The following is a 21832-nucleotide window of genomic DNA, read 5'->3' as shown; positions in this document are numbered from 1 at the left end:
CCGAAAACGTGCGGCGATGGTAACGGATGGGGGCGCCACTGCAAGTCTGATCACTGTAGTTGCGCTTCGGGCAGGTTGAGTGTGCGCGGGATCTTCGTGGCATCCCAGTGGGCGATCCCCCAGTTCAGCACTTCCCGGGGCGTTGCGTGCAGCAGCTCGCTCTCCGGAGCCTGCCCCAGGGCGCGCAAGGCCCGCAACAACATCGGTGTGGCCTGATCTTCGGTCAACGGCGGCGAACGGTAGGATTTGCCAAGCTTGTTGCCGTCAGGTTGAGTAATCAGCGGAATGTGCAGGTAACGCGGTTGCGACAGGCCGAGCAGTTCCTGGAGGTAGAGCTGGCGTGGCGTCGAATCCAGCAGGTCGGCACCCCGCACGATGTCGGTGATGCCCTGCCAGGCATCATCGAGTACCACCGCCAGTTGGTAGGCGTAAAGGCCGTCGCGGCGACGGATCACGAAATCGCCGACGTCACGCCCCAGGTGCTGGCGAAATTCGCCTTGTACCCGGTCGATGAAGTGATATTCCAGCTCCGGGACGCGCAAGCGGATCGCCGCGTCTTCGCTGCCGTGGCCTGCATTGCGGCACAGCCCCGGGTAGATGCCGTGATAGGGCTCGAGCTGCTTTCGCGAGCAGGTGCAGGCGTACGCCAGGCCATGATTGAACAGCTGATTGAGCACGTCGGCATAGGCTTCGTGACGCTCGCTCTGGCGGACCATGTCGCCATCCCACTCGAAACCGTAGCTTTCCAGTGCCTTGAGGATGGCTGCCTGCGCGCCGGGTTCTTCCCGGGGCGGATCGAGGTCTTCCATGCGCACCAGCCAACGCCCGCCCACTGCACGCGCGTCGAGATAGGAGGCCAGCGCGGCAACCAGCGATCCGAAATGCAGGTGTCCGCTGGGCGTGGGGGCGAAGCGGCCGATGTAGGTCGGGGATTTCATACAGGCGGTATCATTATTCCAGGCTGGCGCCAGACCTCTGTGGGAGCGGGCTTGCTCGCGAATGCCCGCTCCCACAGGTTATGTGCCTGGCCAAATATCAGAAACAAAAACGGAGCGTTCGCACGCTCCGTTCTTCATTCAAGTCGTCATTACTTGCCGACTTGTTTTTCCTTGATTTCCGCCAGGGTCTTGCAGTCGACGCACATGTCGGCGGTCGGACGGGCTTCCAGGCGCTTGACGCCGATTTCCACGCCGCAGGATTCGCACCAACCGTACTCTTCGTCTTCGATCAGTTGCAGGGTCTTGTCGATCTTCTTGATCAACTTGCGCTCACGATCGCGGGCGCGCAGTTCGAGTGCGAACTCTTCTTCCTGGCTGGCACGGTCTGCCGGGTCAGGGAAGTTGGCCGCTTCGTCCTTCATGTGATCAACCGTGCGGTCGACTTCCTGCATCAGGTCCTGTTTCCACTTGTTCAGGACCTTGGTGAAGTGAGCGCGCATGGGCTTGCCCATGTACTCCTCGCCCGGCTTTTCCACATAGGGTTCGAAGCCGCTGATCGACTGGACTGGCTGTTGCTTTGCTTGGGTGGACATGAAATAGACCGCCTCTACTCTTGTAATCCATCTGCGCAGGATTGCTCCATCACCGGCACCCGCCGGCCCTGCGGCTGCAAGCGGGCGAACTTACCAGATCGAATCGGACCGCGCTACTCCCGGATGTCGAGGGCACAGCCCGCGGGGCTTGCAAATGATTGCAAAGCCTTGCCTGGTGGTGATGGAGGCCTGATCAATTAATGATTTTAGTCAAACCTCGCGCACTCGCATGAGCGTTTGTGGCCAGGGTCTCAAGGGGTCTGACCGCTTTAGGTTCTCGCTCGTTCCTGCGCTTGGGTAGAATCGGTGTTTTCCCTTTTGTTGAAGGAAGGCCAATGGCTCAGCCCTACAGTGCCCGCAGTCGCGCAATTGAACCGTTCCATGTCATGGCGCTGCTGGCGCGGGCCAACGAACTGCAAGCTGCCGGCCACGACGTGATCCACCTGGAAATCGGCGAACCCGACTTCACCACCGCCGAACCGATCATCCAGGCCGGCCAGGCGGCGCTGACGGCGGGCAAGACCCGGTATACCGCCGCCCGGGGCATCCCCGAACTGCGCGAGGCGATTTCAGGCTTCTATCAACAGCGTTACGGTCTGCACATCGATCCCCGGCGAATCCTGATCACGCCCGGCGGTTCCGGTGCATTGCTGCTGGCCAGCGCCCTGCTGGTGGATCCGGGCAAGCACTGGTTGCTGGCGGATCCGGGCTACCCGTGCAACCGGCATTTCCTGCGTCTGGTGGAAGGCGCGGCGCAACTGGTGCCGGTGGGGCCGGAGGTGCGCTATCAACTGACGCCGGACCTGGTCGAGCGTCATTGGGACCACGACAGTGTCGGCGCGCTGGTGGCGTCGCCGGCCAACCCCACCGGGACGATCCTGACTCGCGACGAACTGGCCGGGCTGTCGGGCGCGATCAAGGGGCGTCATGGCCATCTGGTGGTGGACGAGATCTACCATGGCCTGACCTACGGCACTGATGCCGCCAGCGTGCTGGAAGTCGACGACAGCGCCTTTGTGCTGAATAGTTTTTCAAAGTATTTCGGCATGACCGGCTGGCGGCTTGGCTGGCTCGTGGCGCCGGAGGCGGCGGTCGGTGAGTTGGAGAAGCTGGCGCAAAACCTCTACATCAGCGCGCCAAGCATGGCCCAGCATGCGGCCCTGGCCTGTTTCGAACCGGCGACCATTGCCATTCTCGAAGAGCGGCGTGCTGAGTTTGGACGGCGCCGGGATTTCCTGCTGCCCGCCTTGCGTGAGCTGGGCTTCAATATTGCCGTAGAGCCGGAAGGCGCCTTTTATTTGTACGCCGATATCAGCCAGTTCGGCGGCGATGCCTTCGCGTTCTGCCGCCACTTCCTCGAAACCGAGCATGTGGCAATCACCCCGGGCCTGGATTTCGGGCGTTATCAGGCCGGTCATCACGTGCGGTTTGCCTATACCCAGAGCTTGCCGCGTCTGCAGGAAGCGGTGGAACGCATTGCTCGCGGTCTGCGGAGTTGGCAAGGCTGATGCGCTTTGATCCCCCACTGGAAGAAGGTCGCCTGATCCGGCGTTACAAGCGTTTTCTCGCCGATATCGAAACCGTCGATGGCGAGTTCCTTACCCTTCATTGCCCGAACACCGGCTCGATGCTCAATTGCCAGGTTGAAGGCGGGCAGGTGTGGTTCAGTCGCTCCAACGACCCGAAACGCAAGTTGCCGGGAACCTGGGAAATCGGCGAAACCCCGCAGGGCCGGCTGTTTTGCGTGAACACCGGACGCGCCAATGGCTTGATCGAAGAGGCGCTGCGCAACGGAGTCATCGCCGAGCTCAACGGTTTTACCGGACTCAAGCGTGAAGTGGCCTACGGACAGGAAAGCAGCCGTATCGATTTTCGTCTCGATTACCCGGATGGGCCGGCGTACGTGGAAGTCAAAAGCGTGACCCTGGGCTTCGAGGACTCAGCCGTTGCCGCGTTTCCCGATGCGGTGACCCAGCGAGGCGCCAAGCACTTGAGGGAGCTGGCTCACCTGGCCCGGGACGGTATTCGGGCGGTGCAGTTGTATTGCGTCTGCCTGAGCGGTATCGAGGCCGTGCGTCCAGCGCACGAAATCGATGCGGCCTACGCCTCGGCCTTGCGCGACGCGGTGGCGTGCGGGGTTGAGGTGCTGGCTTATGGCGTGGCTTTGAGCCATGAAGGAATGCGGGTCGAGCGGCGTCTGGATGTTTTGCTCGACCGTTAAGGGTTGATCCAGATGCCCTGGTCGTCTTCACGGCTGTCAACGCGGGTCAGAGATTGTCCGGCGCAGGGGCCGGCCACGCACTCACCGTCTTCGATCAGGAACAGTGCGCCATGCGTGGCGCACTGGATCAGGCTGTTGCTGGGGTCGAGGAACTGGTCAGGCGTCCATTCCAGTCCGACGCCACGGTGCGGGCAGCGATTGAGATAGACGTAGACCTGGCCGTTGCGGCGCACGGCAAACAGCTTCTGGCCATCGACGTCGAAACCGCGGCTGCTGGAGTCGGCCAGCTCAGCGCCAGCGCAAAGAAACTTCATGACTATCCTCAACGTCGGCGGCTCGTGACTGAATATGTCCGAGCTTGACGTTCAAATGAAAACAATTATCAAATGGCCGCCTTGTCCACAGGTAGCTGCCGCACGTCGAGGATACTTGGCCTGGTCTTTCGATGCCTGGGAAAAACCTTAAAAGGAAGCTGTTTATGCGCCTGAGTACCCGCGTTATTGCGCTTTGTGCCGGACTTCTCGTCAGCCACCACGGTGCAGCGGCCGAATTGCCGCAACGTTGGGTCAGCGCCGGCGGCGCCCTGTCGGAATGGGTCAGTGCACTGGGTGGCGAGGCGAAGCTGGTCGGGGTCGACACCACCAGCCAGCACCCGCCATCTCTCAAGGCATTGCCCAGCATTGGCTATCAGCGGCAGCTATCGGCCGAAGGCGTGTTGAGCCTGCGCCCACAAATACTGGTGGGCACCGAGGAAATGGGCCCGCCGCCGGTGATTTCGCAGATTCGTACGGCAGGTGTGCAAGTCGAGTTGTTCTCGGCCCAGCCCGATCTGCCAGCGTTGCAGGACAATTTGCAGCATCTGGGCCGGTTGCTCGGCGCAGAGGACAAGGCGGTGCAGTTGTTCCAGGACTATCAGCAGCAACTCGACCAGCAGAAAGTCCGCGTGACCAGGGCACAGGTCACACAATCATCACCGGGCGTGCTGTTGCTGGTCGGTCATGCGGGCGGCAAACCCCTGATCGCCGGCAAGGACACGGCGGCCGATTGGCTGATTGAGAAGGCCGGTGGGCACAATCTTGCGACCCACACCGGTTACAAACCCTTCTCCAACGAGTCCCTGATCAGCCTGGACCCCGAAGTGCTGGTGTTCGCCGACCGCGCGCTGACGGGCGAGGCAGCCCGCGCAGCGTTGTTCAAGGAGAACCCGATCCTGTCCTCGACCCGCGCCGCCCGTGACGGGCGGGTCATGGAGCTTGATCCGACGCTGCTGGTGGGTGGGCTCGGCCCACGTCTGCCCTTGGCCGTGAAAAAAGTCAGCGACCTGTTCTACCCCGGCACTGCCACTCCATGACCGTGCTGGTAAAGCCCCGTGCATTGTTCATCGGCCTGAGCCTTCTGTGTTTGTTGGCAATCTGGCTGTCGCTGGCGCTGGGGCCGGTCAGCCTTCCCCTGCTTGATACCCTGCGCGCGAGTTTGCGTCTGCTCGGCCTGCCCATTGCACCTGACGGGTTGGAGCAGGCTGAACTGATCCTCGGGCAGATTCGCCTGCCGCGCACGTTGCTGGGGATGGCAGTGGGCGGAGTGTTGGCGCTGTCGGGCGTGGCCATGCAAGGCTTGTTTCGCAACCCGCTGGCCGATCCCGGGTTGGTGGGCGTTTCCAGTGGCGCGGCGTTGGGGGCGGCCATTGCGATTGTCGGCGGAACGGCATTTGGCGGTTTGCCGGAATCCTTCGGGCCATACCTGCTATCGCTGTGCGCGTTTATCGGCGGGCTGGGTGTGACCGCGCTGGTGTATCGGCTGGGGCGCCGCAACGGGCAGACCAACGTCGCCATCATGCTGTTGGCGGGTATCGCCCTGACCGCACTGGCCGGCTCCGCCGTGGGGCTGTTTACCTATCTGGCGGACGACGCGACCCTGCGCACCCTGACGTTCTGGAACCTGGGCAGCCTCAATGGGGCCAGTTATTCGCGACTCTGGCCGCTGCTGCTGATCACTGCCGGCGTGGCGTTATGGTTGCCACGCCGGGCCAGGGCCCTGAATGCGTTATTGCTGGGGGAGTCTGAGGCCGGCCATTTGGGCATCGATGTCGAGAGGCTCAAGCGTGAACTGGTGTTTTGCACGGCGCTGGGCGTCGGTGCGGCCGTGGCGGCGGCCGGTATGATCGGTTTCGTCGGGCTGGTGGTGCCGCATCTGGTGCGCCTGCTGGCCGGCCCGGATCATCGCGTGCTGCTGCCGGCCTCGGTACTGGCGGGCGCGAGTCTGCTGCTGTTGGCCGACCTGGTGGCGCGCCTGGCGCTGGCGCCGGCCGAGCTGCCGATCGGCATTGTCACTGCGTTTATCGGTGCGCCGTTCTTTCTATATTTGCTGCTCAGGGGGCGTGCCTGATGTTGCGAACGCAGAATCTGCACATCCACCAAGGCCGCAAGCTCGTCCTGACGGACATCACGCTGGAACTCAGGCCCGGGGAAGTGCTCGGCGTGCTGGGACCCAACGGTGCCGGAAAAAGCACGCTGCTGGGCGCATTGGGCGGCGAGTTGCACGCGGATCAACCCAGCGTCTGGCTCGATGATCGCGAGCTGCGGGAGTGGACCGGTGCCCGGCGAGCCCAGCGCCTGGCGGTGTTGCCACAGGTGTCGACCCTGGACTTCGCCTTCCGTGTCGAAGAGGTGGTCGGCATGGGGCGCTTGCCGCACCAGAGCGGCCGGGTTCGGGATGACGAAATTGTCCTCGCGGCGTTGCACGCAGCCGATGCCGGGCACCTGATGGGGCGCAGTTACCTGGCGTTGTCCGGTGGCGAGCGCCAGCGGGTGCACCTGGCGCGTGTGCTGGCGCAGCTCTGGCCTGGCGAGGCGGGCCAGACGTTACTGCTGGACGAGCCCACCTCGATGCTCGATCCACTGCACCAGCACACTACCCTGCAAGCGGTGCGCGAGTTCGCCGACCGAGGGGCGGCTGTGCTGGTGATCCTGCATGATCTGAACCTTGCGGCGCGTTATTGTGATCGCCTGCTGCTGCTTGAAGGCGGTCGCCCGGTCGCGCTCGATACGCCCGAGCGAGTATTGCGTCCAGAGCCGCTCAAGGCGGTATTCGGCTTGGACGTGTTGGTACAACAGCATCCAGAGCGCGGGCATCCGCTGATCATCGCCCGCTGAACGTGAAGGGGGAGTGCATGCGTGCAGGAGTGATTCTGGCGGGGTTGATGCTGAGCGCCTGCCAACATGTTGCAGCGCCGCCGCCGATCGTCGGTGACATTCGTGACGTGCACAGCGGCCAGGCGCTGACCGCGCAGGAACTCGTCGTGCGGCTGGCCAGCGCCTCGCGGTTGATCGTCGGTGAGCAGCATGACAACCGCGATCACCACGAATTGCAGCACTGGCTATTGCAGGCGCTGGGGGATCAGCGTCCGCAAGGCAGCCTGTTGCTGGAAATGCTCACGCCGGACCAGCAGGCCCGCGTCGACGACGTCCGTCAGGCGCCGACGTTGCCGGCGGACTTGCCCGGTGCGTTGGCCTGGCAGTCGGGCTGGGATTGGAACCTGTATGGCCCGATCGTCCGTTTCGCCCTGGCCCAGCCGTATCCGCTGCTGGCCGCCAACCTGGATGCTGCCGAGGTCCGCGCCATCTACGCCAACCCGCCGGTATTGAGCGGCGCTCGTAGCAACGCCGAGCCCGTCAGGGCCGAGCTGTTGGCCCAGGTCGGCGAATCCCACTGCGGCCTGCTGCCTGAATCGCAGATGCCGGCCATGCTCGCCGTCCAGCAACAGCGCGACCGTCGCATGGCCGAGCGGCTGCTGGCAGCTCCGGCTCCGGCCTTGTTGTTGGCGGGTGCTTACCACGCGCGCAAGGATGTCGGGGTGCCGATACATGCCCTGGATCTGGGTGAGCGTGAAGCGCCGACGGTACTGATGCTCGCTCAGCAGGGCAGTGAGGTGACGGCGACAATGGCCGACTACGTCTGGTACACCCCCGCCATGGAGGCGCCGGATTACTGTGCGCAGATGCGCAAACAGTTCGGCAAGTGAGGGCGGACTTTTCCACAGGCAAAAAAAGACCCGGCAAGAGCCGGGTCAAATAACCGTGATTAGCCTGATGAGGAGATATCTGAGAGTCCGAACCAAGGGCTGTTCAAATATCGACCAGTCTCGCGACCAGTTGTGATAATCATATCGATTCTCATTACCATGTCAACCGTTGATTCTTCATTTATTCGAGAATCGCCGATGAAGCGCTGAAGGAGCCCGTAATCATTGGCCTGGCGGGCCGCTTTTGAGCGAGCTCAGATGTGTAACCTGTTTATTCAGCAGGTCGATTCTGCGGGCCATGCTCTCGATCAGGCTGTGGGCGATCTTCGCATTGCTGCGGGTCAGGCTGAGAAACTGGTCTTTGGGGATCAGCATGACGGTACTGGGTTCGCTGGCGATCACACTCGCATTACGTTTCTCGCCAGTGAATACGGCCATGGCGCCGAAAATCTCGTCCTTGGGGATATCGCCGACCTTGTGTCCGTCGACGAACGCTTCGGCATGGCCCTCGATAATCACGAAGACGTGATCGGCCTCGTCGCCCTGATGGATCAGCATGTCGCCACGCGCGACGCGCTGAAAGCCGTTGGTGCTGCGTAACTCCGGTTGCTTCAGGCGGGCGACGGCGTCGGACAACAGGGCAGTCTGACCGGTCAGGTACTGCAGCAACAGTTCCGAGCGCTCCGGGTCGGCATGGATGTACTGGAACACTTCGGAGCGCAGGTAGGGCGTCAGTACGATCGGGCTATCCGTGCACAGCCGGCAGCGTGGCAGGTCGCTGTCCTGGCGCAAGCCGACCAGATCGCCTTCATGCAGGTAGAACAGCGGGCGCTCGTCGATGCATCCATGCAGCAGGCCGCTTTTCAGGATGAACAATTGATTGGCGGGTAATTCGGCTGCCAGATCGTCAGTCGCCGACAACTCCAACGCCGGGCCGCACGGGGATAAATGCTCCAGCAGGCGGGCCGGAATGTTTTGCAGGCGATCGATCAGTACGTCGGCGTAGGCCGGTTGTTCCCCAAGCAAATACATGGTGGCAGGGCCCGTTCAGTTCTTGTGGCGTGATGAAATGGCTTCCAGCTGTTTATTCAGGGCTTCCTTGCGCTCTGCGGGGATGTCGTTCCAGTGCACATCCATCAAGGCGCCTTCGATGGCGTACAGCAGCACTTTGGACGCTCGAAACCCGCGCGTACGCACGGCCCGATAAGCATCCACGGCCCCCAGCCGACGCAAATCCGAGGCGCTGTGGATGCCCACGGCATGCAGCCACTGCGCTGACGTCTTGCCAAGGTTCTTCAGATGCTGCAGTTCATCATTCATCAAGCCTCCTTGCGATAGCCGAACGGTGCGTGGGCGAGCTTCTCAGGAGTGTAGCCATCAGCAGCAAAAGCGTGATTGTTTGCTCGCTGTCGGAGCAAATGCTTCTAAGAAGCACGCTGGGGCGCGACGTACGAGATCGCAACGGAGGAGGGGAAGGCGGGGTGTGCTGAGGTTTTGTGCGCGAACGTATCCGCAGTCCAGCGCGAGGCAGGGGCGCCGGACTTTTCAGTGATCAGTCGTTTTCAGCGTGAGCGATAACGCAGGCGTGTGCCGAAGTTCATCGACATCAGGATCTCGTCGGCGCTCAGTTCCGGCGGAAAGTAGGCGCCGGAGATCTGCGCGTGAGCCAGGCTGGCGCCTTCCAGTTTCGAATGAGTGAAATCGATGCCGCGCAGGTCGGCGGAACGAAAATAGGCATTGGTGAAGTCGACGCCGTCGGCATTCAGTTCGCGCAGGTCCAGCCCGCGAAAATCACCCCCGACCATGTCGATAGGTCCATCCGTCGGGCGTTCGTTGTTGAAACCCTTGATGTCGTCTTTGTGCAGCAAAGCAAAAAGCGGTGTATCGAGAAGTTTGGGCTGGCTCATGTCACGTCACCTGTTGGTTTTATGACGCCAGTATAATGCCACTACGTTACAATCGTGAAGCCGATGAAGGCTTCACGATTGAAATACTTTTTACAGGCCCGGCAAGCGTTGGCGGATCTGTGCGACAACGGTGTCGAGGGTCCCGCTTTCATTGGTCAGCACGCGTTTGCTGCACAGGATTTCCGCCGGCGTCAGCGCTTCACGACTGGCCTGTTGAGCTGCAATAACGGCCAGGTTGGCGTCGGATGGATCGGTTTTGTCTGCCTGACGCAGGGCCAGCCAGTTTTCGATCACGGCTTGTGGTGCTTCGCAGTCAAGGATCAGGAACGGCGCACCGGTGGCCTCGGCGATTTGCGCAGCACCATCGCGCTGCTCGCGCTTGAGGTACGTGGCATCGATCACCACAGGGAAACCGGCATGCAGGATCACGGCGGCAATTTCATGCAGGCGGGCATAGGTCGCGGCGCTCGCGTCGGCGCTGTAGATGCCGGCCTGAGGGTCGTTGGTGACGGTTTGCTCGCCGAACATGCGTTTGCGCTCCACATCGGACCGCAGTCGAATCGCGCCCAAAGCCTCCACCAGGCGCATGGCCACGTGACTTTTGCCCACCGCCGATACGCCATGGGTAATGGCCAGGAAGCGTGAAGGAATGGTGCTGTAGCTTTCCGCCAGGTTGGCGTAGTTGCGGTACTGGCGCAGGGTCGTGGCGCGCTGCACCGGGTCGGCCTCGGCCGGCATGCTGAACAGGCTGACCTTGGCGCGAACCAGTGCGCGGTAGGTTTTATAGAAATTCAACAGCTCCAGGCCCTGGTAGTCGCCCGTCAACTCCAGGTATTGGCTGATGAAACGCCGGGCCAGGCATTTCAGGCCACGGTCCTCAAGGTCCATCGCCAGGAAACCGGTGTCGGCGTAAACGTCGGTGAAGCGGAACGGCTCGTTGAATTCGATACAGTCGAAGATCACGACCTTGCCGTCGATCACGGTGGCGTTGCCCAGGTGGATATCACCGTGGCACTCACGGATGAAGCCTTGGGCTTTACGCTCGGCGAACAGGGGCTTGAGGCGTTCGAAGCTGCTCTCGGCCCAGGCTTGCAGCGCGTCGAGTTGCAGAAGGTCGGCCTTGTCACTCAGGAATGGGCGGATCTGTTCGAAGTTCTGTCGAACCGGCGCCATGACGCTGTCCGGGGTGCCGGCTTCGTGTTCGGCAGGCACTTTCGGGGCGTTGAGGTGGAATTGCGCGATCTGCACGGCCATCTCGTCGATGTGCGTGGTGGTCAGCTCGCCGTTGGCTTGCAGGGTGCTGAGCAGTTGGCTCTGGGGGAACTGGCGCATCTTCAGCGCGAAGTCGAGGATCGGGCCATCACCACCCAGTTGTGGCGCCTCGACGCTGCCGGTGATTGGCAACACTTCCAGATACAAATCATCGGTCAGGCGCTGGTTCAGGCGCAGTTCTTCAGCGCAGAAATGCTCGCGGGCATCCAGGCTGGTGAAGTCGAGAAAGCCGAAGTTGACCGGTTTTTTCACTTTATAAGCGAAGGGGCCCGTGAGTATCACCCAGGAGATGTGCGTTTCGATGACTTGGAATCCGTCTACCGGATGCGGGTAGAGGGCCGGGTTTTGCAGGGCGGCGATCAGGGGCTGGCTCACAGGCGTTCCTTCAGAGTCTGGCAAAAAATATGGCGCTCATTATGGCGGCAAGTCCGTCCGACGCAAACCTCGGTTGGCTCCTGTTGACGATGAATAAAGTGCGTATAATCCGGCGCCATGACTCGTACCCGATCCCCCCGTACCCCCAAAAAACCACCTTCCCGGGGCCTGCGTCCCTGGTTGAGCTGGGCCATCAAACTCAGTCTGGTTGGCCTTGTGCTGCTCGCCGGATTCGCCGTTTACCTCGATGCCATCGTGCAGGAGAAGTTCTCCGGCAAGCGCTGGACCATCCCGGCGAAGGTGTATGCGCGCCCGCTCGAGCTGTTTACCGGCCAGAAGCTGAGCAAAGAAGACTTCCTGACCGAGCTCGATGCCCTGGGCTATCGTCGCGAAAGCGTGAGCAACGGCCCCGGCGCCGCCTCGGTCAATGGCAACACGGTGGATTTGAACACCCGGGGTTTCCAGTTCTATGAAGGCCTGGAGAAGGCGCAGCCCGTGCGCGTGCGATTCTCCGGCGACTATGTGGCCGAACTCTCGGCGACCAACGGCTCGAAGTTGTCGGTGGTGCGTCTGGAGCCCCTGCTGATTGGCGGGATTTACCCGAAAAACCTTGAAGACCGTATTCTGATCAAGCTCGATCAGGTCCCGCCTTACCTGCTCGAAACCCTGGTCGCCGTGGAAGACCGGGATTTCTACAGCCACTGGGGCGTATCGCCCAAGTCGATTGCCCGCGCCATCTGGGTCAACACCTCGGGCGGCAAGATGACTCAGGGTGGCAGTACCCTGACGCAACAGTTGGTGAAGAACTTCTACCTGACCAGCGAACGCAGCCTGACCCGCAAGCTCACCGAAGCCATGATGGCGATGTTGCTCGAGCTGCATTACGACAAGCGCGAGATTCTTGAGGCCTACCTCAACGAGGTGTTTGTCGGCCAGGACGGTCAGCGTGCGGTGCACGGTTTCGGCCTGGCCAGCCAGTTCTTCTTCGGACAGCCATTGTCCGAACTGAAGTTGCATCAGGTCGCCATGCTGGTGGGCATGGTCAAGGGGCCGTCCTATTACAACCCGCGGCGCAATCCGGAGCGGGCGCTGGAGCGCCGCAACCTGGTGCTCGATGTGCTTGAGCAGCAAGGCGTTGCGACTGCGGAGCAAGTGGCGGCGGCGAAGAAAATGCCGCTGGGCGTGACGACGCGGGGCAAACTCGCCGACAGCTCGTTCCCTGGATTCATCGATCTGGTTAAACGGCAGTTACGCGAAGACTATCGCGATGAAGACTTGACCGAAGAAGGCCTGCGGATCTTCACCAGTTTCGATCCAATCCTGCAGATGAAGGCCGAGGCCTCGGTCAACGATACGTTCAAGCGGCTGGCCGGACGCAAGGGCTCCGATGATGTGGAAGCGGCGATGGTGGTGACCAACCCGGAAACCGGTGAAGTCCAGGCCATGATCGGCAGTCGCCAGGCGAGTTTCGCCGGCTTCAACCGGGCGCTGGATGCGGTGCGCCCGATCGGCTCGCTGATCAAGCCGGCCGTTTACCTGACGGCCCTTGAGAAGCCGAGCCAGTACAGCCTGACCAGTTGGCTGTCGGACGAATCCTTCTCGGTCAAGGGAGCGGATGGCCAGGTTTGGAAACCACAGAACTATGATCGCCGCTCCCACGGCACCGTCTTCCTTTATCAGGGGCTGGCGCATTCCTACAACTTGTCCACTGCACGTCTCGGCTTGGCAGTGGGCGTGCCCAATGTGCTGAAAACCGTCGCTCGACTGGGCGTGAACCGTGAGTTCCCGGCGTTTCCGTCGATGTTGCTGGGGGCGGGAGGCATGACCCCGATCGAAGTCGCGACCATGTACCAGACGCTCGCCAACGGAGGGTTCAATACGCCGATGCGCGGGATTCGCAGCGTACTGACGGCCGAAGGCGAGCCGCTCAAGCGTTATCCGTTCCAGATCCAGCAACGTTTTGATCCGGCGTCCATCTATCTGATCCAGAACGCCATGCAGCGGGTCATGCGTGAAGGTACGGGCAGTTCGGTTTACAACGTATTGCCGAAAACCCTGACCCTGGCAGGCAAGACCGGTACCAGTAACGACTCGCGAGACAGCTGGTTCGCCGGTTTCAGTCAGGACTTGCTGGCGGTGGTCTGGTTGGGGCGCGATGATAACGGCAAGACACCGTTCACTGGCGCCACCGGTGCATTGCAGGTCTGGACCAGCTTCATGCGCAAGGCCGACCCGCTGCCATTGGACATGCCGCAACCGGACAACGTCGTTCAGGCGTGGGTTGATTCGCGGACCGGGCAAGGCTCCGACGCCAATTGCCCAGGTGCCGTGCAGATGCCGTATATTCGCGGCAGCGAACCGCCTCCCGGCGCTGCGTGTGGTGGGGAAAGCCCTGTCTCCGGCGAAACGGTGATGGATTGGGTCAAAGGCTGGATGAATTAAGCAAAGAGGGTTTCAAGTGAACAAGTGGTTGATTCCAGCGGTGGCCACCGTGGCTTTGCTCAGCGGTTGCTCCACCGTACAGCGCGGTTCCATTCCGGTTGTGGATTCCGGCAGTGCCGTTTCCAACAGTGAGCGGGTGTCGGCCAATGGTGGCTTCCGTCAGACGACGGTGCAACGTCCGGCGCAAGCCCAGGGCCAGGCGATTCCACAAGGCGACTCTGGCGTCGTGGTGATGGTGCCGGGCGGTGGTGCCGTTTCGTCGACACCGATCAGCACTTCGCCGATTACGCCGGGGCCGATCACCCCGGGCCCGATCGATACCTCGCCGGTTCAGTCGGCGCCGATCAACCAGGGCAGCTACAGCATGCCGTCGACCCCCAGCGGGATTCCGTCGGCGAGTGCCGGTGGCTTGTCCGCCGATGAGCAGCTGGATGGTCCGGTGTTGGCACTGCTGACGACCGCCCAGCAGCAACAGGCGGGCGGGGACCTCAATGGCGCTTCCTCCAGCCTCGAACGAGCCCAGCGTGTTGCACCCCGTGAACCACAAGTGCTCTATCGCCTGGCCCAGGTGCGTATGGCGCAGGGTGACGCGCCACAGGCCGAACAATTTGCCCGTCGCGGCCTGACGTTCGCCAATGGACGTCCGGCGCTTCAGGCCAGCCTGTGGGAATTGATTGGTCAGGCGCGTGAGAAGCAGGGTGATTCCGCGGGCGCTGCACTGGCTCGTCAGAAGGCCAAGGTTTCCTCGTAATGGACGTGCGCTTTCCCAAGATTGCCGAACAGCTGTTGCTGATCGAGCGCGAACTGCGCGTTCAAGGGTGGTGGGACGATGTCGCGCCTTGCGCCGAAGCGTTGTCCAGTGTCGAACCCTTTTCGGTCGATACGCTGGATTTCGAACAGTGGCTGCAGTGGATCTTCCTGCCTCGCATGAAAATGATCCTGGAGCAGGATCTGCCGCTGCCCAACGCCTCGGGCATTCAGGAGATGGCCGAAATGGTCTTCGCCTCCCGTAATGTCCAGGGCCGGGATCGCCAGTTGCAGGTGCTCCTCAAGGAATTTGACCTGTTGATCACGGCGTCGCGCTGATCCGCCAATCCTTTCCGGCGCGAGCAGGCTCGCTCACACAGGGCAGGATCGTTACTGGCAATTCTCGGCGATCTGCCTTTGTGTTTCGGTGGTGCGTTCCTGACGTTGCTCGTCGGTCAGGCGGCGCATCTCACCGTCGACATCCTCGCGCAACCGCGGATTGTTCTGCAGTTGCGCCAGGTTCGTGCGGGCCTGCTCGCAGAATACCTTCAGCTGGGCCTGCTGCTCGGCGACCTGTTTTTTCACCGACTTGTCGATGGCCTGTTGATCGCCGACGGTGCTGCCAGGCAGCCGCGTCGCCGGGTTGCTCGCAGGCGCCGAGGGCGTAACCACTGTTTCGGCTTCCCGGCCTTGGGGCGGTTGCGCATCAAAGTGGGTGACGCCGTGTTCATCGACCCATTTGTAAACCTGCGCGGCCATGCACATTGGACTCAAGCCAACCAACAGGCTGGCGGTCAGGAAAAACGTTCGCATGCCATTTCCTTGTATTGGGTTGCGCAATTGAAGCTAACACAGTTGCTGTTTCGCGGTTTTTTCTTGCTTTCTCATGTGCTTACTTCAATAAAGCACATAGACGACTTGACTTGCAGGGGATGAAACAGAAGAATCCAAAGTCCGCTGTAGAGGGACTGCCAGAAGCAGACCCACTCGGCAGATCATGAGGCGCACATCCGCGTCGACCTGTTACACCCGCAACGCGTTACCTCGCGCTGGGTGGGAAAAGCCCGCAACACTTGGGACGATCCCAATACTTGCTCAGTCAGTGCTGACGTAGTCGGCGACCACCGTCGCTCATGCTCTGCCGAGAAGTAAACCTATTAAGACCCGTCCTTTCTGATATGGACGGTATTCTGGCGTTTTAGAGGTGAACAACGTGGAGCTTTTATCTGGCGGTGAGATGCTCGTCCGCTTTTTGCGTGACGAAGGCGTCAAATATATCTACGGGTACCCGGGTGGTGCTCTTCTTCATGTCTACGATGCCCTGTTCAAAGAACCGGAAGTGACCCACATCCTGGTTCGTCACGAACAAGCTGCGACCCATATGGCTGACGGCTACGCCCGTGCCACCGGTAAGGCCGGCGTGGTATTGGTGACCTCCGGACCGGGCGCAACCAACGCCATTACCGGTATTGCCACTGCCTACATGGACTCCATCCCGATGGTGGTCATTTCCGGCCAGGTGCCGAGCACCATGGTCGGTACCGATGCGTTCCAGGAAACCGACATGATCGGTATCTCCCGGCCGATCGTGAAGCACAGTTTCATGATCAAGCACGCTTCGGAAATCCCGGAAGTCATGAAGAAAGCGTTCTACCTGGCGCAATCCGGTCGCCCTGGTCCGGTCGTTGTCGACATCCCGAAAGACATGACCAACCCGGCCGAGAAGTTCGAATACATCTTCCCGAAAAAAGCCAAGCTGCGTTCCTACAGCCCGGCCGTCCGTGGCCATTCCGGGCAAATCCGCAAGGCAGCCGAAATGCTCCTGGCGGCCAAGCGTCCGGTGATGTACGCCGGCGGTGGCGTGATTCTCGGTGGTGGCTCCGCGCCGCTGACCGAACTGGCCAAAATGCTCAACCTGCCAGTGACCAACACCTTGATGGGCCTGGGTGCCTACCCTGGCACTGATCGCCAGTTCATCGGCATGCTGGGCATGCACGGCAGCTACACCGCCAACCTGGCGATGCACCATGCCGACGTGATCCTCGCGGTCGGTGCGCGTTTCGACGATCGCGTGATCAATGGCGCGTCCAAGTTCTGCCCGAACGCGAAGATCATTCACATCGACATCGACCCGGCTTCGATTTCCAAGACCATCAAGGCCGACGTGCCGATCGTGGGCCCCGTCGAGAGCGTCCTGACCGAAATGGTCGCGATCCTCAAGGAAATCGGCGAGACCCCGAACAAGGAGTCCGTGGCCAGCTGGTGGAAGCAGGTGGATGAATGGCGCGGTGATCGCGGCCTGTTCCCTTACGACAAGGGTGACGGCAGTATCATCAAGCCACAGACCGTGATCGAAACCCTGTGCGAAGTGACCAAGGGCGATGCCTATGTCGCTTCCGACGTCGGTCAGCACCAGATGTTCGCGGCGCAGTACTACAAGTTCAACAAACCCAACCGCTGGATCAACTCCGGTGGTCTGGGCACCATGGGCTTCGGTTTCCCGGCGGCCATGGGCATCAAGTTGAGCTTCCCGGATGCCGACGTCGTCTGCGTGACCGGCGAGGGCAGCATCCAGATGAACATCCAGGAACTGTCCACCTGTCTGCAATATGGTCTGCCGGTCAAGATTGTCATCCTGAACAACGGTGTTCTGGGTATGGTTCGCCAATGGCAGGACATGAGCTACGGCAGTCGTCACTCGCATTCCTACATGGAGTCACTGCCTGATTTCGTCAAGCTGGCCGAAGCCTACGGCCATGTCGGCGTGCGCATCAGCGATTCGAAGGATCTGAAGTCGAAGATGGAGGAAGCGTTCGCTCTGAAGGATCGTCTGGTGGTCCTCGATATTGCGGTCGATACCAGTGAGCACGTCTACCCGATGCAGATCAAAGACGGCTCCATGCGCGATATGTGGCTGAGCAAGACGGAGCGTACCTAATCATGCGGCACATTATTTCCTTGCTTCTGGAAAACGAACCTGGCGCTTTGTCTCGTGTAGTCGGCCTGTTCTCGCAGCGCAACTACAACATCGAAAGCCTGACTGTGGCGCCAACCGAGGACCCGACCCTGTCGCGTCTGACGCTGACCACGGTGGGCCACGATGAGATCATCGAGCAGATCACCAAGAACCTGAACAAGCTGGTCGAAGTGGTCAAGCTGGTGGACCTGTCGGAGAGTGCTCACATCGAGCGCGAACTGATGCTGGTCAAGGTCAAGGCCACGGGCGCCCAGCGCGCCGAGATCAAACGCACTACCGATATTTACCGTGGGCAGATCGTCGATGTCAGCGCCAGCGTCTATACCGTTCAACTGACCGGTACCAGCGACAAGCTCGACAGCTTCATTCAGTCCATCGGCACCGCTTCGATCCTGGAGACCGTCCGTAGCGGCGTCACCGGTATTGCTCGCGGCGACAAAGTACTCAGCATCTAAACCAAATTAGCGAATGGCCTGAACGGCCTGGATATATAGGGGAAATTCATGAAAGTTTTCTACGATAAAGACTGCGACCTGTCGATCATCCAGGGCAAGAAAGTTGCCATCATCGGTTACGGTTCCCAGGGCCACGCCCAGGCGTGCAACCTGAAAGACTCCGGCGTTGACGTTACCGTTGGCCTGCGTAAAGGTTCGGCGACCGTCGCCAAGGCCGAAGCCCACGGCCTGAAAGTGACCGACGTTGCTTCCGCTGTCGCGGCTGCCGACCTGGTCATGATCCTGACCCCGGACGAGTTCCAGTCCTCGCTGTACAAGAACGAAATCGAGCCGAACATCAAGAAGGGCGCCACCCTGGCCTTCTCCCACGGCTTCGCGATTCACTACAACCAGGTTGTACCGCGCGCTGACCTCGACGTGATCATGATCGCGCCAAAAGCACCGGGCCACACCGTGCGTTCCGAGTTCGTCAAAGGCGGCGGCATCCCTGACCTGATCGCGATCTACCAGGACGCCTCGGGCAACGCCAAGAACGTTGCGCTGTCCTACGCCGCTGGCGTCGGTGGCGGTCGTACCGGCATCATCGAAACCACCTTCAAGGACGAGACCGAAACCGACCTGTTCGGCGAACAAGCCGTTCTGTGTGGCGGTACCGTTGAGCTGGTCAAGGCTGGTTTCGAAACCCTGGTTGAAGCTGGCTACGCGCCGGAAATGGCCTACTTCGAGTGCCTGCACGAACTGAAGCTGATCGTTGACCTCATGTACGAAGGCGGTATCGCCAACATGAACTACTCGATCTCCAACAACGCCGAGTACGGCGAGTACGTGACCGGCCCGGAAGTGATCAACGCCGAATCCCGCCAGGCCATGCGCAACGCCCTGAAACGTATTCAGGACGGCGAATACGCCAAGATGTTCATCAGCGAAGGCGCCACCGGCTATCCTTCGATGACCGCCAAGCGTCGTAACAACGCCGCTCACGGTATCGAAATCATCGGTGAGCAACTGCGCTCCATGATGCCGTGGATCGGTGCCAACAAGATCGTCGACAAAGCCAAAAACTAAGTCGCGCACTTGTGTGAGAAAAAACGCGGCCCAGGCCGCGTTTTTTCGTTTGCGGGGACGGTTCTGGTATAAAGCTGCATCGTTTGCGGCCGAACCGTCGTCCCAGACACTTGTCGAAACTTTCCACCCTGTTGCAAGGTAATGTCCATGAGCGAACGTCCCGAAGAGCCAAACCAGGCTTCCGACGCCGAAAGCCTGCTGCCCATCGATGAGCACGTCGAAGAAGGGCATGACGCCGAAGGCCGTAAAGTCAGGCATCGTGGTATCTATCTTCTGCCGAATCTCTTCACCACCGCGAACCTGTTCGCAGGGTTTTATTCCATCATCAACTCGATGAGCGCGCAGAGCGCCTTGAGTGCCGGCGATGCCGCTGGCGCCAGCAAGTATTTCGCCTTCGCGGCCATCGCGATCTTCGTGGCCATGGTGCTCGACGGCCTTGACGGTCGCGTGGCGCGGATGACCAATACCCAGAGTGCCTTCGGTGCCGAGTACGACTCGCTGTCGGATATGGTCGCCTTCGGTGTCGCGCCCGCCCTGTTGGCATTCGGTTGGGCTTTGGGCGACATGGGCAAGGTCGGCTGGATGGTGGCCTTCATTTATGTCGCCGGTGCTGCGCTGCGCCTGGCGCGTTTCAACACTCAGGTCGGTACCGCCGACAAGCGCTACTTCATCGGCCTGGCCAGTCCGGCTGCCGCGGGTGTCGTTGCCGGTATTGTCTGGGCTTTCAGCGATTACGGGATCCAGGGATCCAAGATGTCGTTCCTGGTGGCGCTGATGGTGGCGGCTGCCGGCATGCTGATGGTCAGTAACATCAAGTACAACAGCTTCAAGGAGCTGGACCTGAAGGGGCGCGTACCTTTCGTGGCCATCCTTGCCGTTGTATTGGTGTTCGCCGTGGTCTTCAGTGATCCGCCGCGTATCCTGCTGCTGGTGTTCCTCGCCTATGCGGCGTCTGGTCCGGTGCAATATCTGTTACGCCTTCGTCGGCACAAGAACGCGTAATTTCCTTCATACTCCGCAGTCTATTGGTGCATCTGTTCTCCAATGCTGCGGAGTTGCCATGCTGATCAAAGTCCCCCAGGCGTCCGACTGTCATGAGTCGGACGTCACGCCTGAATCCCTCTATCTATCCCGTCGAAGTGTCCTGGGGGCTGCCGCTGCCGGCCTTGCCCTGGGCGGTTTGCCGCGTTGGGCCAGCGCTGCTGATGCTGCGCGTTATCCGGATGTCGAGCCCGGCAAGGCGCCTGCCTGGTTTTCACAGAAGCTTCCTTCTGTGCAATGGGGGGCAGTCAACGTCAGGGACGAAGCCATCACGCCGTTCAAGGACGCGACCCACTACAACAACTTCTATGAGTTCGGCACCGATAAAGGTGATCCGGCTGCCAACGCGGGTGCGCTGAAAACCGAGCCCTGGAGCGTGGTGGTGGACGGGGAAGTGGGGAAGCCAGGGCGGTACGCGCTGGAAGACTTCATGAAGCCCTACCAGTTGGAGGAGCGCATTTATCGTCTGCGCTGTGTGGAGGCCTGGTCGATGGTCATTCCGTGGATCGGCTTTCCCATCTCGGCATTGCTCAAACAGATCGAGCCAACCTCCAAGGCAAAATTCATTCGCTTCGAAACCCTGCAGGACCCCAAAACCATGCCGGGGCAGCGTTCCGGTTTTGCCTTGATCGACTGGCCTTATGTCGAAGGATTACGGCTGGATGAGGCAATGAACCCGTTGGCCATCCTCGCAGTGGGCATGTACGGGCGTGAGTTGCCGAATCAGAACGGCGCACCCTTGCGTCTGGTGGCGCCGTGGAAGTACGGCTTCAAGAGCATCAAGTCCATCGTGCGGATCAGCCTGGTCAGCGAGCAGCCGAAGACCACCTGGCAGAGCATTGCTGCGGATGAGTACGGTTTCTACGCCAATGTGAATCCGACAGTGGACCACCCGCGCTGGACCCAGGCACGGGAGCGGCGTTTGCCGAGCGGCCTGTTCAAGCCCAATGTGCGCGACACGCAGATGTTCAATGGTTATGCGGATGAAGTCGCTTCGTTATACACAGGGCTCGATCTGCGGAAGAATTACTGATGCGATATCCGTTGTGGCGAGCAGGGGTCTTTATAGTGGCGGCGATATGGCCATTGCTCTGGCTCTATCAGGCCTGGGCGGATTTGCTCGGGCCGGATCCTGGCAAGGTGTTGGTTGACCGGCTGGGGCTCGGGACGCTCATCCTGCTGCTGATAACCTTGAGCATGACACCCTTGCAGAAGTTCACCGGTTGGGCGGGGTGGGTGGCGGTCCGGCGGCAACTGGGGCTGTGGTGTTTTACTTACGTGACTCTGCATCTTTGCAGTTACCTTGCGTTCATTCTTGGCTTTGACTGGTCTCAACTCGGTGTCGAGTTGCGCAAGCGGCCTTACATCATAGTCGGGGCGCTTGGGTTCCTTTGCCTGCTGGCGTTGGCGGTGACATCCAATCGCTACAGTCAGCGGCGTCTGGGTGCTCGCTGGAAGAAGTTGCACCGGCTGGCCTATGTCGTTCTCGGGCTTGGCTTTCTGCATATGTTGTGGATCGTGCGTGCCGACCTGAAAGAGTGGGCGGTGTATGCCTGCATAGGGTTGCTGCTCTTGGGGTTGCGTCTGCCGGCCGTGTCGCGCCGAATCCCTCGCCTGGGGGGTAAAAAATCATCTTCCGCGAGAAAAGCATAATTAGGGGTTGACGGCAGATTCTGGACGTCTATAATTCGCCCCACTTCCGGCGCAGTCGAAACGGAAAACTCCTTGGTAAACAAAGAGTTACGCGGTTTTCGGCAGCGAGTTGCTTCAGGTCATCG

The 21832-nt window shown here is 60.7% G+C and carries 23 protein-coding genes; 15 read left to right on the top strand and 8 right to left on the bottom strand.

Annotated features, from left to right (window positions below; all coding sequences use genetic code 11):
* Positions 1-50: 50 nt before the first annotated feature.
* On the bottom strand, positions 51-938 hold the full coding sequence (gene gluQRS / locus IB249_RS26680; RefSeq protein ID WP_192308934.1) for a tRNA glutamyl-Q(34) synthetase GluQRS: 888 nt from the start codon (positions 936-938) through the stop codon (positions 51-53).
* Positions 939-1087: 149 nt separating this feature from the next.
* Positions 1088-1531 (bottom strand): RNA polymerase-binding protein DksA, encoded by a 444-nt coding sequence (gene dksA / locus IB249_RS26675; protein WP_192308932.1) that lies wholly within the window; start codon positions 1529-1531, stop codon positions 1088-1090.
* A gap of 335 nt (positions 1532-1866) precedes the next feature.
* On the opposite strand from dksA, the gene IB249_RS26670 reads away from it, so the two are divergent.
* Together IB249_RS26670 and sfsA are read left to right on the top strand one after the other, a co-directional pair.
* Entirely contained in the window at positions 1867-3039 is a 1173-nt protein-coding gene (locus IB249_RS26670) for a pyridoxal phosphate-dependent aminotransferase (RefSeq protein WP_192308930.1), read from the top strand.
* Complete coding sequence (sfsA, locus tag IB249_RS26665) at positions 3039-3752, top strand: DNA/RNA nuclease SfsA (RefSeq protein WP_192308928.1); 714 nt, start codon at positions 3039-3041, stop codon at positions 3750-3752. Before IB249_RS26670 ends, sfsA begins: the two co-directional genes overlap by 1 nt.
* Here the strand turns inward: sfsA and IB249_RS26660 are convergent.
* Positions 3749-4066, bottom strand: a complete 318-nt coding sequence (locus IB249_RS26660) for a Rieske (2Fe-2S) protein (RefSeq protein ID WP_192308926.1) — start codon at positions 4064-4066, stop codon at positions 3749-3751. The genes sfsA and IB249_RS26660 overlap by 4 nt on opposite strands.
* A gap of 164 nt (positions 4067-4230) precedes the next feature.
* Here IB249_RS26660 and IB249_RS26655 point away from each other — a divergent pair, with 164 nt between their 5' ends.
* From IB249_RS26655 to IB249_RS26640, 4 genes are read left to right on the top strand one after another with little or no spacing between them, the layout of a single operon-like run.
* Positions 4231-5103, top strand: a complete 873-nt coding sequence (locus IB249_RS26655) for a heme/hemin ABC transporter substrate-binding protein (RefSeq protein ID WP_192308925.1) — start codon at positions 4231-4233, stop codon at positions 5101-5103.
* A 50-nt stretch (positions 5104-5153) separates the two neighbouring features.
* Complete coding sequence (locus tag IB249_RS26650) at positions 5154-6137, top strand: FecCD family ABC transporter permease (protein WP_192309375.1); 984 nt, start codon at positions 5154-5156, stop codon at positions 6135-6137.
* Complete coding sequence (locus tag IB249_RS26645; protein WP_192308923.1) at positions 6137-6904, top strand: heme ABC transporter ATP-binding protein; 768 nt, start codon at positions 6137-6139, stop codon at positions 6902-6904. Before IB249_RS26650 ends, IB249_RS26645 begins: the two co-directional genes overlap by 1 nt.
* 17 nt (positions 6905-6921) lie before the next feature.
* Positions 6922-7773 carry a ChaN family lipoprotein gene (locus IB249_RS26640; protein ID WP_192308921.1) on the top strand — a complete coding sequence of 284 codons (852 nt, stop codon included), beginning with the start codon at positions 6922-6924 and terminating at the stop codon, positions 7771-7773.
* A 222-nt stretch (positions 7774-7995) separates the two neighbouring features.
* On the opposite strand, the gene IB249_RS26635 is transcribed toward IB249_RS26640, so the two are convergent.
* The 4 genes from IB249_RS26635 to IB249_RS26620 all read right to left on the bottom strand — a co-directional run bounded on the left by IB249_RS26635 (position 7996) and on the right by IB249_RS26620 (position 11327).
* A complete protein-coding gene (locus IB249_RS26635) occupies positions 7996-8805 on the bottom strand; it encodes a Crp/Fnr family transcriptional regulator (protein ID WP_192308919.1) in 810 nt (269 codons plus the stop codon).
* Positions 8806-8820: 15 nt separating this feature from the next.
* Positions 8821-9093, bottom strand: coding sequence for a TfoX/Sxy family protein (locus tag IB249_RS26630; protein ID WP_007971093.1), 273 nt, complete (start codon positions 9091-9093; stop codon positions 8821-8823).
* A 242-nt stretch (positions 9094-9335) separates the two neighbouring features.
* Positions 9336-9680: a pentapeptide repeat-containing protein gene (locus tag IB249_RS26625; protein WP_192308917.1), complete on the bottom strand. Its 345-nt coding sequence runs from the start codon at positions 9678-9680 to the stop codon at positions 9336-9338.
* A 90-nt stretch (positions 9681-9770) separates the two neighbouring features.
* Positions 9771-11327 carry an AAA family ATPase gene (locus tag IB249_RS26620; protein WP_192308915.1) on the bottom strand — a complete coding sequence of 519 codons (1557 nt, stop codon included), beginning with the start codon at positions 11325-11327 and terminating at the stop codon, positions 9771-9773.
* A 117-nt stretch (positions 11328-11444) separates the two neighbouring features.
* Here IB249_RS26620 and mrcB point away from each other — a divergent pair, with 117 nt between their 5' ends.
* From mrcB to IB249_RS26605, 3 genes are read left to right on the top strand one after another with little or no spacing between them, the layout of a single operon-like run.
* On the top strand, positions 11445-13769 hold the full coding sequence (gene mrcB / locus IB249_RS26615) for a penicillin-binding protein 1B (protein WP_192308914.1): 2325 nt from the start codon (positions 11445-11447) through the stop codon (positions 13767-13769).
* 16 nt (positions 13770-13785) lie between these two features.
* Positions 13786-14520: a tetratricopeptide repeat protein gene (locus IB249_RS26610; RefSeq protein ID WP_192308912.1), complete on the top strand. Its 735-nt coding sequence runs from the start codon at positions 13786-13788 to the stop codon at positions 14518-14520.
* Positions 14520-14855, top strand: a complete 336-nt coding sequence (locus tag IB249_RS26605; protein WP_192308910.1) for a YqcC family protein — start codon at positions 14520-14522, stop codon at positions 14853-14855. The genes IB249_RS26610 and IB249_RS26605 overlap by 1 nt, the downstream gene beginning before the upstream one ends.
* A 51-nt stretch (positions 14856-14906) precedes the next feature.
* On the opposite strand, the gene IB249_RS26600 is transcribed toward IB249_RS26605, so the two are convergent.
* Positions 14907-15329, bottom strand: a complete 423-nt coding sequence (locus IB249_RS26600) for a DUF4124 domain-containing protein (RefSeq protein WP_192308908.1) — start codon at positions 15327-15329, stop codon at positions 14907-14909.
* Between the two features lie 400 nt (positions 15330-15729).
* On the opposite strand from IB249_RS26600, the gene IB249_RS26595 reads away from it, so the two are divergent.
* The 6 genes from IB249_RS26595 to msrQ all read left to right on the top strand — a co-directional run bounded on the left by IB249_RS26595 (position 15730) and on the right by msrQ (position 21707).
* Positions 15730-17454: an acetolactate synthase 3 large subunit gene (locus tag IB249_RS26595; protein ID WP_192308906.1), complete on the top strand. Its 1725-nt coding sequence runs from the start codon at positions 15730-15732 to the stop codon at positions 17452-17454.
* 2 nt (positions 17455-17456) lie between these two features.
* Positions 17457-17948 (top strand): acetolactate synthase small subunit, encoded by a 492-nt coding sequence (gene ilvN / locus IB249_RS26590; protein ID WP_040064172.1) that lies wholly within the window; start codon positions 17457-17459, stop codon positions 17946-17948.
* A 48-nt stretch (positions 17949-17996) separates the two neighbouring features.
* Complete coding sequence (gene ilvC / locus IB249_RS26585) at positions 17997-19013, top strand: ketol-acid reductoisomerase (protein WP_003228216.1); 1017 nt, start codon at positions 17997-17999, stop codon at positions 19011-19013.
* 147 nt (positions 19014-19160) lie between these two features.
* Positions 19161-20015: a CDP-diacylglycerol--serine O-phosphatidyltransferase gene (gene pssA / locus IB249_RS26580; RefSeq protein ID WP_192308904.1), complete on the top strand. Its 855-nt coding sequence runs from the start codon at positions 19161-19163 to the stop codon at positions 20013-20015.
* 58 nt (positions 20016-20073) lie between these two features.
* On the top strand, positions 20074-21087 hold the full coding sequence (gene msrP, locus IB249_RS26575) for a protein-methionine-sulfoxide reductase catalytic subunit MsrP (RefSeq protein ID WP_192308902.1): 1014 nt from the start codon (positions 20074-20076) through the stop codon (positions 21085-21087).
* Positions 21087-21707, top strand: a complete 621-nt coding sequence (msrQ, locus tag IB249_RS26570) for a protein-methionine-sulfoxide reductase heme-binding subunit MsrQ (protein ID WP_192308900.1) — start codon at positions 21087-21089, stop codon at positions 21705-21707. The genes msrP and msrQ overlap by 1 nt, the downstream gene beginning before the upstream one ends.
* Positions 21708-21832: the final 125 nt, after the last annotated feature.

The sequence above is a fragment of the Pseudomonas sp. PDM04 genome (assembly GCF_014851765.1).
Lineage (GTDB): Bacteria > Pseudomonadota > Gammaproteobacteria > Pseudomonadales > Pseudomonadaceae > Aquipseudomonas.
This window is presented reverse-complemented; position numbering and strand designations above follow the sequence as displayed.